General features: G+C 68.1%; 13 protein-coding genes. 7 read left to right on the top strand and 6 right to left on the bottom strand.

Going from position 1 to position 14785, the window contains the following annotated elements:
* Window positions 1-181: 181 nt before the first annotated feature.
* Window positions 182-1720 (top strand): PucR family transcriptional regulator, encoded by a 1539-nt coding sequence (locus ABIC21_RS07665; protein WP_354349806.1) that lies wholly within the window; start codon window positions 182-184, stop codon window positions 1718-1720.
* A 10-nt stretch (window positions 1721-1730) separates the two neighbouring features.
* Here ABIC21_RS07665 and ABIC21_RS07660 read toward each other — a convergent pair whose 3' ends face one another.
* Together ABIC21_RS07660 and ABIC21_RS07655 are read right to left on the bottom strand one after the other, a co-directional pair.
* Window positions 1731-3089 (bottom strand): diacylglycerol/lipid kinase family protein, encoded by a 1359-nt coding sequence (locus ABIC21_RS07660; RefSeq protein ID WP_354349805.1) that lies wholly within the window; start codon window positions 3087-3089, stop codon window positions 1731-1733.
* Between the two features lie 69 nt (window positions 3090-3158).
* Complete coding sequence (locus tag ABIC21_RS07655) at window positions 3159-3494, bottom strand: cupin domain-containing protein (RefSeq protein ID WP_282383819.1); 336 nt, start codon at window positions 3492-3494, stop codon at window positions 3159-3161.
* A 189-nt stretch (window positions 3495-3683) separates the two neighbouring features.
* Between ABIC21_RS07655 and ABIC21_RS07650 the strand changes: the two genes are divergently transcribed.
* Window positions 3684-5453 carry a RecQ family ATP-dependent DNA helicase gene (locus ABIC21_RS07650; RefSeq protein WP_354349804.1) on the top strand — a complete coding sequence of 590 codons (1770 nt, stop codon included), beginning with the start codon at window positions 3684-3686 and terminating at the stop codon, window positions 5451-5453.
* Here ABIC21_RS07650 and ABIC21_RS07645 read toward each other — a convergent pair.
* Complete coding sequence (locus ABIC21_RS07645; RefSeq protein WP_354349803.1) at window positions 5428-5733, bottom strand: acylphosphatase; 306 nt, start codon at window positions 5731-5733, stop codon at window positions 5428-5430. The genes ABIC21_RS07650 and ABIC21_RS07645 overlap by 26 nt on opposite strands.
* Window positions 5734-5933: 200 nt before the next feature.
* Here ABIC21_RS07645 and ABIC21_RS07640 point away from each other — a divergent pair, with 200 nt between their 5' ends.
* The 3 genes from ABIC21_RS07640 to ABIC21_RS07630 are packed head-to-tail and all read left to right on the top strand — an operon-like array spanning window position 5934 to window position 8484.
* Entirely contained in the window at window positions 5934-6197 is a 264-nt protein-coding gene (locus ABIC21_RS07640; protein ID WP_354349802.1) for a YegP family protein, read from the top strand.
* Between the two features lie 54 nt (window positions 6198-6251).
* Window positions 6252-7208: an ABC transporter ATP-binding protein gene (locus tag ABIC21_RS07635; RefSeq protein WP_354349801.1), complete on the top strand. Its 957-nt coding sequence runs from the start codon at window positions 6252-6254 to the stop codon at window positions 7206-7208.
* Between the two features lie 4 nt (window positions 7209-7212).
* On the top strand, window positions 7213-8484 hold the full coding sequence (locus tag ABIC21_RS07630; RefSeq protein ID WP_354349800.1) for an ABC transporter permease: 1272 nt from the start codon (window positions 7213-7215) through the stop codon (window positions 8482-8484).
* A 9-nt stretch (window positions 8485-8493) separates the two neighbouring features.
* Here ABIC21_RS07630 and ABIC21_RS07625 read toward each other — a convergent pair whose 3' ends face one another.
* The 3 genes from ABIC21_RS07625 to ABIC21_RS07615 form a co-directional block, all read right to left on the bottom strand.
* Window positions 8494-9543 carry an alpha/beta fold hydrolase gene (locus ABIC21_RS07625; protein ID WP_354349799.1) on the bottom strand — a complete coding sequence of 350 codons (1050 nt, stop codon included), beginning with the start codon at window positions 9541-9543 and terminating at the stop codon, window positions 8494-8496.
* Between the two features lie 101 nt (window positions 9544-9644).
* Window positions 9645-10451, bottom strand: a complete 807-nt coding sequence (locus tag ABIC21_RS07620) for a hypothetical protein (protein ID WP_354349798.1) — start codon at window positions 10449-10451, stop codon at window positions 9645-9647.
* 1 nt (window position 10452) lies between these two features.
* Entirely contained in the window at window positions 10453-11175 is a 723-nt protein-coding gene (locus ABIC21_RS07615) for a hypothetical protein (protein WP_354349797.1), read from the bottom strand.
* A 189-nt stretch (window positions 11176-11364) separates the two neighbouring features.
* Here ABIC21_RS07615 and ABIC21_RS07610 point away from each other — a divergent pair, with 189 nt between their 5' ends.
* Window positions 11365-12639: a mechanosensitive ion channel family protein gene (locus ABIC21_RS07610; RefSeq protein ID WP_354349796.1), complete on the top strand. Its 1275-nt coding sequence runs from the start codon at window positions 11365-11367 to the stop codon at window positions 12637-12639.
* A 137-nt stretch (window positions 12640-12776) separates the two neighbouring features.
* On the top strand, window positions 12777-14570 hold the full coding sequence (locus ABIC21_RS07605) for a glycoside hydrolase family 13 protein (protein ID WP_354349795.1): 1794 nt from the start codon (window positions 12777-12779) through the stop codon (window positions 14568-14570).
* Window positions 14571-14785: the final 215 nt, after the last annotated feature.

Raw genomic sequence — 14785 nt, 5'->3', positions numbered from 1 at the left:
CCGGAATGACGCGCACCTATGGAGATAGCAACAAATTGGGGGGCTTGCCATTAGCAGCAACTACCAAACAGCCAAAATTCGCGAATCGGCGACGGCGGCTCCCTCGGCGGCGAGGCATCCGCTGCCGACCCTGGCCGACGTCGCCCGCTCGGCAGGGTCGGAAATTGTCAGCCTGGTCGAGATGCCGGCCGATGACCAGCAGATCGTCGCCGGTTCAGTGCTTTACGATTCGACGGCCCTGCCGGCCAGGTTCCCCGGCGCCGTTGCGTTGGCCATCGGCTTGTCCCTGACCGGGAAGCGTCTCAGCGCCAAGGTCCGGGAGCTCAGCGATGCCGGGTACGTGGCCATTGTCTACAAGTCCAACGGCAGCTCGGACAAGGCCTTGCGGGCGGCCGCCCGGGAAGCCGGGATCGCCCTCTTCCGGGCCTCCGACTCGGTCCCGTGGAACCAGGTCGCGGAGATCATGGACGCCGTCGTCGTCCCGCACCGGCAATCGGGCCGCACCCTGGTGGACATCCGTCCGGGTGACCTGTTCGACCTCGCCAACACCGTGGCCGCCCAGGCGGGCGGCGCCGTTGCGATCGCCGCCCCCGATCAGACGGTTCTGGCGTATTCGACCCTCCCGGACCAGCCCATCGACGAAACGCGCAGGAGCTCCATTCTGCGGCTGCAAGTGCCGCCGTCCGCTGAAACCGACAAGGACTACCGGCGCGTCCATGCCGCCACCGGCGTGCTGCAGGTGGCGACGGCGGATCCGCTGCTCCGGCGCACGGCCGTTTCCATCCGGGCCGGCGACGCCGTGCTCGGCTCGCTCTGGCTCCTCGAACGGGCGGACCACCACAACGAGGACACAAACCGGATCCTCCGGGACGCCGCCAATGTTGCGGCACTCCACATCCTGCACAAGCGCACCACCTACGTCTCGAACCTGACCCGCCAGATCGATCTGGTCCAGCCGTTGCTGTTCGAGCCGCAGCGCGCCGAACTCGCCGCCATCCGGCTCGGGATCTCGGCGTCCTCGATCCGCGTTGCGGCCCTGGGCATCTGGCCGTCCAATGCGATGGCGTCCGAAACCCTGCAATCCCGCCTGCGGCTCTTTGATGCCATCCGGACCGCCTGCGCCATCCGGCTGCCGTCGGCCGTCTGCGGGTTCTCGGACAACGTCGTCTACATCGTCCTGCCACAGACCGCGGGATCCTCCCGTCAGTTCCAGCGCGGCACGCTTCTGAAGATTGTGCAGAATGCGCGGCGGCTGCTCTCCCGGCCGGTCCTGGCCGCATTGGGTGTGGTGGCGACGATCGACCGGCTCGAGGAGTCCCGGGTTAACGCCGAACTGGTCCTGTCCGAGCTGGTGCGGAATGTCGCTGAGGGACGCATAGCGGCCGATTCCGATGACATCGTCGCCGACGACGAATCCCTCGGCTCCAGCCTGCATTTGCGCCAGATGGTGACGTCGTTGTCGGCGTCCGGCCAGCTGCCCGGCGCCCACGCCCTCCGGATCGCCGAGTATGACGAACACCAGAAGAAGTCGTTCGAAGAAACCATCTACGCGTACCTGAGCTGCAGCGGCAACGCCGTGGAAGCCGCCAAATCCCTGGACGTGCACGTCAACACCGTCCGCTACCGCCTGTCCCGCGTGGAGCCGCTCTTCGGCATCGACCTGGACGATCCCGAGACGCGCCTGCTCGTCTGGCTGCAACTGTGGGCGAGGCGCAACTAGGACGCCCGCGTTATCCGCCGCTTGCGGCCCCCTGGGCTGCGGCGTACAGAGCCCGGTGCCCCCACGCCAGCTCACGGAGCCGGACCAGGTCCAGCGCCGGCTGGGCGGGCGGGACGCCCGGACGCTTCCGCGGGACCACGACGCGCAGGGCGGCGGGTTCGATGGTGCACCGCACCGGGGTGGGAATCAGCAGCGCCTCGCCGTCCACTCCGACCGGGATCTCGGGCACATCGGCGTCGACCACCACCTCCACCGCGGTGCGCTGGATCAGGCCGCGCTTCGTCGCCCGCCGCAGCAGGCCGACAGCCTCACGGGTGGTCGAGGCGGAGAGCGCCACCGCGCCGAGCACGCCCCGGTCGAGGCGCGTGCGGCGGCCCAGGCCCGCGAGGTCGTGGCTGCCGTACGGGCCGTTGCTCACCAGCACCGCCTGCGGCCCGTCCACGGTGGTGCCGTCAATTTTGGCGTGCAGCCGCGCGCCCTTGGCGCCCTTGATGAGGTCCGGCAGCATTTGCAGCACGGTTCCGGCCTTGTCATCGCGGTACTCCGGGCTCTGCACTACCTCGGCGTAGACCCCGAAGGAGGAATTGTTGACGAAGGTGCGGCCGTTGATCTTGCCCAGGTCCACGTGCAGCTCCACCCCGTCACGGAGGGCATCCAGGCAGCCCGTGGGGTCCTCCCGGTCCAGGCCGAGATCCAGGGCGAAATGGTTGCGGGTGCCGGCGCTGATCACCAGGAACGGGAGGTTGTGCTCGGCCGCGATGCCGGCGACCAGCGCCTGGGTTCCGTCTCCGCCGGCGACGCCGAGCAGGTCGGCTCCCCGGGCCACGGCATCCCGGGCCAGGGCCGCGACATCCACCTTGCCCGGACCCTCCAGCAGCGCCACCTCGGCCCCGAGCTCCTCCGCCTTCCGCTGCAGCTCGAACTTGACCACCTTGCCACCGCCGGAGCGCGGATTCATCACCACGAAGGGGTGCTTCGGTTTGGGGGCAGGGTACTCGGTCATCTTCGACCCTGCCCGGGGCTCACGGAGGGCAGCCCGGGCACAGACCAGCGCCACAAACACCAGCCCCACGGTGATCATGACCTCCAACAGCAGGCCCGCCTGAATGAAGAGGAAGAGAACCACCAACGGGGCCAGCACCGCCAGCACCAGAGCACACCAGCGCAGAAAACCGCGGCTGATGAGGAACCAGTAGATCCCAGCCACCATCACCACGAGGCCGCCGGCAGCGGTCACGAGCAGGGCAACAGTGCCCGCCAACCCCGCGGCCACCAGCGGGACCAGCGCCGCGCAGAAGACCGCGAGATAAGCGGCCCGCGCCCACCACCGCCGGGTCTGTGGAACCTCTTCGAACGGAACGACAGTCATGTCCAGCTCCTTGCGGTAATCCGGCCCTGGCCGATCGCCTCGACCGCGGCCCGGCCGTCGGCCCAGCCGTCAGGTCTTGATTTTCGCGACGGTCATCAGGATCGCCGAGTCCTCTTCCGCTTCCAGGCTGTGCAGCCCGTCCGGCACGATCAGCAGGTCCCCGGTCTTGCCCTGCCAGGATTCATTGCCCGCGCGGAGCCGCACGCAGCCGCGCAGCACAAACACGGTCGCCTCGCCGGGGTTCTGGTGCTCGCTCAACTGCGTCCCCGCCCGGAACGCCATCACCGTCTGGCGGAGCGTCTTTTCATGGCCGCCAAACGCCGTATCCGCAGCACGCCCGCTGGGTGCCGCCACCGCAGCCGCCAGCTGCTGACGGGCAAGGGCATCGAGCGATATCTTCTGCATGGGGCCACCCTACTCAGAAACTGGCCCGCTGCCGAGGGACCTTTGCCCCGGTCAGGGCTGGACCCTCGTTTCCGGCGACACTAAGACTTTTTGTAACTTTTCCGGGAAGTCCTACGCTGAAACCAACGGCCGGCACCTGCCCGCCCCGCCCACCCCGCATTGTCGCAACGCCGCAACGGAGCCGCACCCATGACCCAGGCCCTCGACGACGGCGACCTCCGTCGGCTCGCGGACGTCACCTTTGGCCTTGCGCACCTCCGCGACGGCCAGCTCACCGGGATGTGCGCCCTTGCCGCCGGCCGGGACGTCCTCGCCGTGATGCCCACCGGCTACGGGAAGTCGGCCATCTACCAAGTGCCCGCGCTCCTGCTGCACCGCCGGCAGCAGCGGCCCGCCGTCGTCGTGTCCCCGCTCATCTCGCTGCAGGAGGACCAGCTGGACGGGCTCCGGGAAGCGGCGGGGCCGGGCGGCGCCGTCGCAGTCAACTCATCGCACAGCGCCGCGGAGCAGGAGCGTGCCTGGCAGGCGGTGGAAAGCGGCGGGGCGGCGTTCCTCTTCCTCGCCCCGGAGCAGCTGGCCAAGAACAGCACGGTGGAACGGATCGCGGCGCTTAACATCGCCCTGTTCGTGGTGGACGAGGCCCACTGCGTCTCCTCCTGGGGCCACGATTTCCGGCCCGATTACCTCCGTCTGGGCGAGGTCCGCGAGCGCCTGGGGAACCCGACCACCGCCGCGCTGACGGCCACCGCCTCTCCCCCAGTGCGCGAGGAGATCCTGGCCCGGCTCGGCATGGCCAATCCACTGGTCCTGGTCCACGGCTTCGACCGGCCCAACATCCGACTGGAGGTGCTCCGCCACCATGAGGACAAGGCGAAGCGCCGGGCGGTCATCAGCCAAGTCACGGAGCTGGTCACCGCGGGGCACGGGCCCGGGCTGGTGTACGCCGCCAAGCGCAGGGACACCGAGAAGTACGCCGCACGGCTGGCCCGGAACGGCCTGCGCGCAACGGCCTATCACGCCGGCCGCACGCCCACCGAGCGGGAGCTCGTCCACCAGAAGTTCCTCAACGGCGGCCTCGACGTGGTGGTCGCCACCACCGCCTTCGGCATGGGCATCGACAAGCCCGACGTCCGCTTCGTCCTCCATGCGGACATTCCCGAATCCCTGGACAGCTACTACCAGCAGATCGGCCGGGCCGGACGCGACGGCCAGCCCGCCGTCGCCGTGCTGCATTACCGCTCCGAGGACCTGGGCCTGCGGCGCTACTTCGCCACCCACACCCCCGACGAGGCCGCACTGCTGGCGGTCCTCACCGTGCTGCGCGGGTCGGGGTCGCCGCTCCCGCCGCCGGCGCTGGCCGAAGGGACCGGCTTCCCGGCCCGGCGGATCACCGGCCTACTGAACCAGCTGCAGGAGACCGGCGCCGTCACGGCACACCACGACGGCGCCCGTCTCGAAGTGGCGCTCGACCCCGCGGCGGATCCCGCCCTCGTGGTGGAACGCGCCGTCGACCTCGCAGCCGCCCGCGAGCGCGTGGACAAGTCGCGCATCGCCATGATCCGCAGCTACGCCGAAACGCACCGCTGCCGCCGTCAGTTCCTGCTCGGCTACTTCGGCGAGGACCTGGCCGAACCCTGCGGCAACTGCGACACCTGCACCGACGGCTCGGCATCGCTGCAGGAGCACGACGGGGAGCACGACGGCGGGGCTGCCGCGGGCGGTGTTGGCGACGGCGCCGGCGGCGGGGCCGCCGCCGTCAGTGCTGCCGCCGTCGGCGCCGGGGCGTTCCCGCTGAACTGCCGCGTGGAGCATGCCCTCTGGGGCCCGGGCCTGGTGATGGGGCACGACGGCGACCTCCTCACCGTGCTGTTTGACCGCGAGGGTTACAGAACGGTGTCGCGCAAAGCCGTCCTGGGCCACGGCCTGCTCACCCTCAGTACACCACCCGGAAATTACTGAACGCCCCCGTGGCCCGGGAGATCGATTCGTCCACGTTCTCCACCTGCCCCGGCGCCTCCGGTGAGCGCAGCCAGCGCCGGAACTCCAGCACCACCGACTGGGGGCCCTCCGCCACGATGCCCACCGAACCGTCGGTGTTGTTCCTGACTGTGCCGGTCAGCCCCAGTTCATCGGCCTGGCGCACGGTCCAGTAGCGGAAGCCAACGGCCTGCACCACGCCGTCGACCCGCGCCGTCAGCCGGACCCACTCGCCGGAATCACCCCTCGGAAACTCAGCCATGATCCCAATCTAACGCCCCTCCCGGTGGCCGCCAGAGCAACCGTGCACTTTTCCACATAGGGACCTTCGCCCCTTACCCTTCGCAGACCCGGGCGGGAAGGATGGTCAAGTGCGCTGCGGGGACTTGTCGAGAAAACGGCTTGGCACATGGAAGTGCCTTACCCTCCCGCCGTGCTGCATTGCCCGAAAGGACAAACAAGATGGCAGGACAATTCGAGATCTTTACGGACGCTGAGGCCAACGTCCGGTTCCGGCTCCTCGGCGCCGACGGCACGGTTTTGGCAATTTCCAAGGCTTTTGAGGACAAGCAGTCCGCCGCGGACGGCATCATGGCGGTCCGTGAATGCGCCGGCACAGGGCTGATCAAAGAGGCCCGTTCCAACGCATGGGGCGGCACCGGCAAGACTAGGGCAGGCCTGCCGAAACCGGCGCACCGCCGGCACCGGCATATCCCCGCCGTCTAGGCGGCGCATCGGCAACACCCCCGGGCGGTAAGCCCGGCACTATCGGGAGCCGCAATGGACGAGGCACGGGTCCACATCAGCGGCTTCCGAATGGACTTCGGCGACACCACCGTGGTCCGCGACCTGTCCTTTGACGTGCACGCCGGTGAGACCTTCGGTTTCCTTGGCAGCAACGGATCCGGCAAGACCACCACCATCCGGGCGCTGCTCGGCATCTACGAGCCCACCGCCGGGATCCTCCACATCAACGGCCGGGACTTCAAACCCGAGCACGGCGACCGGCTGGGCTACCTTCCCGAAGAGCGCGGGCTCTACAAGAAGGAGAAGGTCATCGACATCATGACCTACTTCGGCCGGCTCAAAGGGATGGGCCGGCGCACCGCCAGGCAATGGTCGCTCGAGTACCTGGGCCGGGTGGCGCTGGCGGACCGGGCCTCCACCGTGCTGGACAGGCTCTCCAGCGGGCAGCAGCAAAAGGTCCAGCTCGGTGTCACCATCATGAACAACCCGGAGCTGCTGATCCTGGACGAACCCACGAAGGGCTTCGACCCCGTCAACCGGCGCCTGCTCATGGACATCATCGCCGAGCAGAAGCAGGGTGGAGCCACCGTGGTCATGGTGACCCACCAGATGGAGGAGGTGGAGCGGCTCTGCGACCGGGTCATCCTGCTCAAGGACGGCACCGCGGAGGCCTACGGCACCATCGACGAGGTGCAGAACAAGTATGGCGGGCGCATCATCCGGATCAGGCACAGCGGCGCCCTCCCGCCCTCGCCGCACTACGAGGCGGTGCTCCGGGAAACGAACTACGCAGAGCTCTCCATCACCGATGCCACCGACGAAGCCGCCATCCTCAAGGACCTGGTGGACGCCGGCGTGACCGTCCGGAGCTTCACCACCACCAAAATCTCCCTCGAGGACATCTTCATCCGGGTCTACGGCGACCAGAACCAGCCCGCGGCGGCAGCGACCCCCGGCACCGCACCGGCCCCCGCCCGGGACGGGGCGTAGTGCCGTGGCGCAGCACAATCGGCAGCACAATCTCGGCACCGTCCTCAGCTTCGAGTTCATCCGCACCGTGACCAAACGCCGGTTCTGGATCGGCACCCTGTCCGTCCCGCTCATCCTTGCCGTGGTCTTCGGGCTGATCTTCCTCAGCAACACGAGCACGGACACCGCCGCCGCGGCGCAGAAAAGCGCCCAGTTCAGCATCTCCTACACGGATGCCTCCGGACTGATCACCGCCGAGGACGCCGCGCTCTTCGGGGCCACCACCGCGGAATCCCCCGACGCCGGGATCACCGCCGTGCAGTCCGGCACCGTGGACGCGTTCTTCGACTACCCGGCCCACCCCGAGTCGACGGCCGTGCGTGTCTACGGCGCGGACCAGGGCCTCTTCGAGAACGGCAAGTACGCAGCCGTCGCGCAGGCCATGCTGACGCACGCCGTCGAACAGCGGATCGGCTCCTCGCAACTGTCGGCCCTCGCGGCAGGACAGGTGCAGATCGAGACCTTCACGTATGACGGCACCGAGGTATCCGGCGGCCTGGGCGCGGTGATCCCGCCGCTGGTCTTCCTGGTCATCTTCTACGGGCTGATCGTGCTTCTGGCCGGGCAGATGCTCAACTCCACGCTGGAGGAGAAGGAAAACCGCGTCACCGAGATGATCCTGACCACGCTCAAACCGACCACGCTCATCGCGGGCAAGGTCATCGCACTTTTCGCCATCGGCCTGGTGCAGATGATCGTGTTTCTCTCCCCCGTCGTGATCGGCCGGCTGTTCTTCCCCGAGGAGCTCAGCCTCGCGGCCCTGGACCTGCCCCCGCTGATCCTCGATCCGGTCCGGATGACCGTGGGCCTGCTGATCCTGGTCGGCGGTTTCGCCCTGTTCACCACCACCCTCGTGGCCATCGGCGCCGTGATGCCCACCGCCAAGGAGGCCGGAAACTTCATGGGCGTGATGATGGCGCTGATCTTTGTGCCGTTCTACGCCGTGGCCCTGGTGGTCTCCGATCCGCACTCCGTGATTGTGCAGATCTTCACCTTCTTCCCGTTCTCCGCCCCGGTGACCGCCCTGCTGCGCAATGGCTTCGGCTCCCTGAGCGTGCTCGAAGCCGGAATTGTGATCGTGATCCTCTTCGTCGGCGCGGCCGTGATGCTCCGCCTCGCCGTCCGGCTCTTCCAGTACGGCTCGATCTCGTACACCTCGAAGGTCAACATCCGGACCGCGCTGCGGGCGGGATCGCGGCACCCAGCAGATAAGCCCCCGACGACGACGGGCCGCTGAGGAGATCTGCTACCGGGCGGCGAGGAAAGCCCTGATCTCCTCAGCCATCGTCTTGGACTGGGTCCAATGCAGGTAGTGACCTCCGGATAGCGGGACAATTTCGTGGCGCTGAACGTCCTTCAGGAGATTCTCCAACGACTCAGCCTTGCCGGCGGCATCCGGGGATCCGTCGGCGACGACGAAAGCCAGCACAGGCAACGCATCGGGGTAGCTGATTCCGCGCAGGTCCGAGGCGTTGTTCCCGATCCGGGCCGTCTCGTCGGCCACGGCCTGATTGCCAAAATTCCAGCTCGCCATCAGGCGCATGCGTTCCCGTTCCTCCGGCGTGTAGGCGTCGCCGTCCGGTTCCGCGAGCCCGGGCGCCACCGCGAGGGCGGCGCGGACGACCCCGGTGACGGCGAGCAGCCGCAACACGTTGAAGCCTCCAGAATCCACCTCCACCGGCCCGCCCGTGGCTTTCGGCACGGTGACGTCAATCCCGATCACGGCCGCGACTTCCGCAGGGTAACGGTTGGCGTAGTCCAGCATGTAGAAGCCGGCGATCGAGTGCCCGGCCAGGGTATAGGGCTGCGTGATGTTGAGCTTTCCCAGCACTTCGTGGACTTCCGTGCTGATGTTCTTATTGCTCCGCTCCCCGGCGGTCATGTCGCTGTAGCCGTAACCGAATCCCTCCACGACGATGATGTTGAAGTCGCCCAACTCCCGGATCAGCGGTGCGAAGTCAAGCGCCGGTGCGGCCGTTCCGAGACCGCTGAGGAGCACGATCGGATGGCCGGGCTGGCCGTTCCGATACACGTTGACCGTCCCGCCGGCGATCTCCACTCGTTCGCCATAAGGGGTGATGCTGGCCCGTTCCTGCCGCTCAAGGAGCAGGTTGGCGCCCGTCGACGCCAGGCCCAGCCCGACGGCGGCCAGCACCGCTACGGCCAGGATGCGCAGTCCTTTTCGTCGTCCCGGCCGGCGCCGGCCGGGAACGGAATCGGCATCCTTGGTAGCCGCCTCCTTGGAAGCCTCGCGCTTGGGTTGGGACGCGTCCGTGCGACGAGGATTGATCCTCATGACGGGCCTTTCAGTGCCAGAAGCGGTGCCAGGACGAACGGGCTGGTACGGCAAGCGTAACCCCGGGGGTGCTGCCGCGGGGGCAGGCCGGGGCCCGGCGGCTAACCCGCCGGCAATTCCGCCGGCCGCAGGGACGTGATCATCGTCCGGACGTCTCGGTACTCCGGGGTGGACGCGTACAACTTCGCCTTCTCCAGGTACGGCAGCGCGGGGTCCCCGGGCGTCTCGTTGTACTCGGGCTTGTACGTCCCGCCGAAGAACGCGCCGCTCGGTGGCCACAGGAAGAGGTGGAACATCGGGCACGCCATGTCGCCGGACTCTTCGGGGACCATGGTGATGCCGTAGGCCGCGATCGTGGACCGGGTGGCCACCGGATCGGTGTCGTCACCCCGGGACTCGAACACGTAGCGGGGCACACCGCCGTCGGCGCCTCCGCCCTCGGCGAGGGCGACCATCGGCTCGGAATCGTAAACCTCGTACGGGGTCCTGCCGACGCACTCCGCCCCGGTGACAATGTTGGTGCGCAGGCCCGCCATCGGTTTCCCCGCGGCGTTCAGCACGTCCACGAATTCGCCGCCGAGCGCCCCGCCGGGGTCCTTCACCGTCCATCCCGCGGGGTAGTCAAACGACAGTCCCGCGTCCGTCGTCGTGAAAGTCTTCCAGCCCGACGACGGCGTCCCCTCCGACGCCGTGGGCCCGGGAGCCGTGGGCCCGGGAGCCGGGATGGACGGAGCCGGGCTGCTGTCCTGGGTCTGGCCCGTCGAAACGGCGGAACCCCCGGGCTCGGCCGGAAACAAGCCGCAGGATGTCAGCAGGAGGACCAGTCCCACCGACGTGCACACGGTGGCGCCGGCTGCAGTTCCGGAAAGGCGGGCGACAGTGCCGGATGAAACCGCCGGCCTCCTCACGTCATTGCTTTCCGGCCGGCCGCAGTGAGGTGATCGCCTGCTTGACGTACTTGTACTCGGTGGTGTCCATGTACACCTCGGGGGTGTCCACGTGCATCGGACGTCCCGGGGTGGTGTCGAACGGGTCGTAGACGCCGCCGAACATGGCGCCGCTGGGCGGCCAGGTGAAGAAGTGGAAAATCGGGCAGGCGGTGTCGCCGGTGGGCTCCGGCGCGGACGTGAGTCCGTAGGCCAGCATCAGGGACGTCGACGGATCACTCGACGCCGGATTGGTACGCCCCTCGTAGACGAACCGCGGCGCCACTCCGTCCTGGGCCAGCGCCGGGACCGGCTCGGCGTCGTACATCATAAAGGGGAACTTCTCGGTGCACTCGGCCCCCGTGACCATGTTGGTCCGCAGGGTCGCCATGGTCTTGCCGTAGTCACTGACGAGCTCCACAAAGACACCGCCCTCGGCGGGCTGGCCGGCCGGGTCCTTGATGGTCCACGACTCCGGGTAGTCGAACGCCAGCGAGCCGTCCGACGTCGTAAACGTCTTCCAGCCCGCCGGGACCGTGACGGCGGGTGACGTGGCGGTGCCCGGCGTTGCGCTGGCCGTCGCCGTGGCCGTCGTTGCTGGCGGGGAACTGGTGGCCGGGGCTGCTGCGGGTGACCCGCACCCAGCCAGCACGGCGGCTGCGCAGAAAGCGGAAATAGCTGTGGCGAACGACGCGGCGCGGCGCATGGCACCCTCCCCCTGGGAAAATAAAGTGGTTGGATTATTCTCGGGTCTTTCCGCGAGGAAACTAGGGCCTTAGGACCCTTGGCGCCCTAACTTTCCACCGGAAGTCCGTCCCGGCGCCCGCCGTGATGCTTCCCACGTTGACACGCTGCCGATTTCAATTGCCCGCGGAAGCTTGCTAGAGCTTAAGTAATGCAAGACGTCCTCGATCCCGCCATGCCCTTCCTGGCCCCCATCCTCGCTGTGGCCCTCGCCGTCGCCAGCGGGCTCCTCGCCTCCTGGCTGGTGCGCCGCGTTGTCCTCCGGCTCAACCGGAACCAGCCCGCCCTCCGCGAGACCTCCCGGGTGGCGCGACTGCCGCTGCGGCTTGGGCTCTGCCTGATCGGCGTCCGGATCGCCCTGGGGCTCACCACCGAGGACGCCGAATGGCGCCGAAACCTGGACCACGCGCTGCAGATCGCGCTGATTGGTTCCCTCGCGTGGCTGGCGATCGCCGTCCTCCTCATCATCGAGACCATGGTGCTCACCCGCTACCGGGTGGACGTGGCGGACAACCGCCGCGCCCGCCGGCTCCGCACCCAGGTGATCCTCGCCCGGCGGATCGGCGTCGCGCTGATCGTCATCGTGGCGCTGGGCATCGCGATGCTGACGTTCCCCGCCATCCAGGCCCTCGGCGCCGGGCTGCTGGCCTCCGCCGGCGTGATCTCGATCGTCGCCGGCCTCGCCGCGCAGACGTCACTGGTCAACGTCTTCGCCGGCATCCAGCTCGCGTTCACGGACGCGATCCGGGTGGACGACGTGGTGGTGGTGCAGAAGGAATGGGGCCGGATCGAGGAGATCACCCTGACCTACGTGGTGGTCCACATCTGGGACGACCGGCGGATGATCCTGCCCTCCACCTACTTCACCACCACCCCGTTCGAAAACTGGACCCGGCGGCAGTCCGAGGTCATGGGCACCGTCGAGTTCGACCTCGACTGGCGCGCCCCTGTCGAGGACATGCGCGCCGAACTCAAGCGGGTCCTGGCCGGCACCGACCTCTGGGACGAGCGCGTGGGCATCCTCCAGATCACCGACGCCACCGCAGGCTTCGTCCGGGTCCGCATCCTGGTCAGCGCCGCGGACAGCGCCACGCTCTTTGACCTGCGCTGCCTGATCCGCGAGGAGCTGGTGCTGTTCCTGCAGCAGGAGCACCCGACGGCGCTCCCCCACGTCCGGCTCGAATCGCTTGGTGCCGCCTCACTTGGGGCGGTCACACCCGGTACCTCCGGTTCGTCCGGCACCTCTGCCTCCGCAAAGCCCGGCAAGGTTTCCGCCGCGGACGATCCCGGCCGGCACCCGGCCGATCCGCACGACTCGCAGCTGTTCACCGGATCCATCGAAGCGATCCAGCGCTCCAAGGCGTTCACCGGCCCCGGCGAGGAAGTGTTCGAGGACCGGGACAAGAGCATCGCCTCGCAGAACTAAGGCGCCGGGCCGGGTGCCCTTCACTGCGCCGTCCACATAGCACCGGCGGGGTCTTCCCTGCCCGCGGGAACTGTTCAATAATCAGACGTTGGTGAGCCAGCGCCGGTGCTGGCCGCCGGACCAGCTGAGGAGTTCCCATGACGGTAGAACAGTCGACTGAAGAATCCGTGAAGGTTCCTGCCCGCGATTGGTTCCGGAGCGCCGTCGTCTACCAGATCTATCCGCGGAGTTTCGCGGACTCGAACGGGGACGGCATCGGGGACCTGCGCGGCATCATCAGCAAGATCGACTACCTGCACCGGCTCGGCGTCGACGTCGTCTGGCTGTCCCCGATCTACACGTCCCCGCAGGACGACAACGGCTACGACATCAGCGACTACCGCAACGTGGACCCGATCTTCGGCACGCTTGAGGAGCTGCGGGAGCTGACGGACGGGCTGCACGCCCGGGGCATGAAGCTGGTCATGGACCTGGTGGTCAACCACACCTCGGACGAGCATCCCTGGTTCGTGGAGTCGCGTTCCTCGAAGGACAACCCCAAACGGGACTGGTACTGGTGGCGTCCGCCGCGCAAGGCGTCCGCTGACGGCTCCACTGACAGCCACACTGACGGCCCGGAAACAGCGCCGAACAACTGGGGTTCGGCGTTCTCCGGCCCGGCCTGGGAGTTCGACCACACCACCGGAGAGTTCTACCTCCACATCTTCTCCAGGAAGCAGCCCGACCTGAACTGGGAAAACCCGCAGGTCCGGGCGGCGGTCTACGAAATGATGAACTGGTGGCTGGACCGGGGCGTGGACGGCTTCCGGATGGACGTCATCAATTTCATCTCCAAGAACACCGCCCTCCCGGACGGGCCCATCGCCGCCGGGATGCTCTACGGCGACGGCACCCCGTTCTACATCGGGGGGCCGCGGATCCATGAGTTCCTGCAGGAGATGCACCGGGAGGTCTTCGCCGGGCGCCCCGGACCGCTGCTCACCGTCGGCGAAATGCCCGGCGTCACCGTGGACGAGGCCATCCTGTTCACCGACCCGGAGCGCGCCGAGGTGGACATGGTGTTCCAGTTCGAGCACGTCGCCCTGGACCAGGAGGACGGCAACAAGTGGCGGCCCAAGAAACTCAAACTCACGGACCTCAAAAAGACCCTGGGACACTGGCAGACGGGCCTGGCAGAGCGCGGCTGGAACAGCCTCTACTGGGGCAACCACGACCAGGCCCGGGCGGTGTCGCGATTCGGCGACGACGGCAAGTACCGTGAGCTCTCCGCCAAGATGCTCGCCGGTGTCCTGCACCTGCACCGCGGCACGCCCTACGTCTACCAGGGCGAGGAACTCGGTATGACCAACATGACCTTCGGGGCGATCAGCGATTACCGGGACATCGAGGTCCTCAACCACCACCGCGAGGCCACCACGCACCTGGGCCACACCGACGCCGACGTCCTCGCCGCGCTCGCGCCGCTGAACCGCGACAACGCCCGCACTCCGGTCCAATGGGACGCCTCGCGGCACGCCGGCTTCACCACCGGCTCCCCATGGATTGCGGTGAATCCGAACGCGAACCACATCAACGCCGCCGCGCAGGTGGACGACCCGGACTCTGTGTACAGCTTCTATCGGGCGGTGATCGCGCTGCGGCACAGTGAGCCCGTGGTGTCGCACGGTGACTTCACCATGCTGCTGCCGCGGGACGAGCACGTCTACGCGTTCGTCCGGTCGCTGCCGGAGACCAAGCTGCTGGTGCTGGGCAACTTTTCCGGACAGGACCAGGAGGTGGCGCTCGACGACGCCGACGTTCCCCTTGTGTGGGACAGCGCGGAACTGATCCTGGGCAACTACCCCGCCGACGCCGCGGCGCCCCGGCTGCATCTCCGGCCGTGGGAGCTGAAGGTCTTTCGCGCATCATCCGCCACGAGTGAGGGAGCCTGACGTGACCATTCCACCGCCGCACGAACCTGAGCCGTTTCCGCCGGAACCCGGGCCGACCACGCCTGAGCCCCAGCCCGGGGACCCGTTTCCCCCGGATCCCGGCCCGGTCCCACCTCCCGCGCCGATTCCGGAGCCGGGTCCCGCCCCGACCCCCGGGCCGTTCCCGGTGCCAGGGCCGCTGCCGATTCCCGACCCCGGCCCGGTCCCGCCACCAC

The sequence above is a fragment of the Pseudarthrobacter sp. PvP090 genome (assembly GCF_040547365.1).
Classification (GTDB): domain Bacteria; phylum Actinomycetota; class Actinomycetes; order Actinomycetales; family Micrococcaceae; genus Arthrobacter.
The sequence above is the reverse complement of the archived record's forward strand: the minus strand, read 5'-3'. Positions and strand labels throughout refer to the sequence as shown.

Coding starts and splice junctions, on each gene's coding strand:
- ABIC21_RS07635 (WP_354349801.1), top strand. CDS start 6,252: ATGGACGAGGCACGGGTCCACATCAGCGGCTTCCGAATGGACTTCGGC.
- ABIC21_RS07615 (WP_354349797.1), bottom strand. CDS start 11,175: ATGCGCCGCGCCGCGTCGTTCGCCACAGCTATTTCCGCTTTCTGCGCA.
- ABIC21_RS07640 (WP_354349802.1), top strand. CDS start 5,934: ATGGCAGGACAATTCGAGATCTTTACGGACGCTGAGGCCAACGTCCGG.
- ABIC21_RS07625 (WP_354349799.1), bottom strand. CDS start 9,543: ATGAGGATCAATCCTCGTCGCACGGACGCGTCCCAACCCAAGCGCGAG.
- ABIC21_RS07655 (WP_282383819.1), bottom strand. CDS start 3,494: ATGCAGAAGATATCGCTCGATGCCCTTGCCCGTCAGCAGCTGGCGGCT.
- ABIC21_RS07665 (WP_354349806.1), top strand. CDS start 182: ATGCCGGCCGATGACCAGCAGATCGTCGCCGGTTCAGTGCTTTACGAT.
- ABIC21_RS07605 (WP_354349795.1), top strand. CDS start 12,777: ATGACGGTAGAACAGTCGACTGAAGAATCCGTGAAGGTTCCTGCCCGC.
- ABIC21_RS07610 (WP_354349796.1), top strand. CDS start 11,365: ATGCAAGACGTCCTCGATCCCGCCATGCCCTTCCTGGCCCCCATCCTC.
- ABIC21_RS07645 (WP_354349803.1), bottom strand. CDS start 5,733: ATGGCTGAGTTTCCGAGGGGTGATTCCGGCGAGTGGGTCCGGCTGACG.
- ABIC21_RS07650 (WP_354349804.1), top strand. CDS start 3,684: ATGACCCAGGCCCTCGACGACGGCGACCTCCGTCGGCTCGCGGACGTC.
- ABIC21_RS07660 (WP_354349805.1), bottom strand. CDS start 3,089: ATGACTGTCGTTCCGTTCGAAGAGGTTCCACAGACCCGGCGGTGGTGG.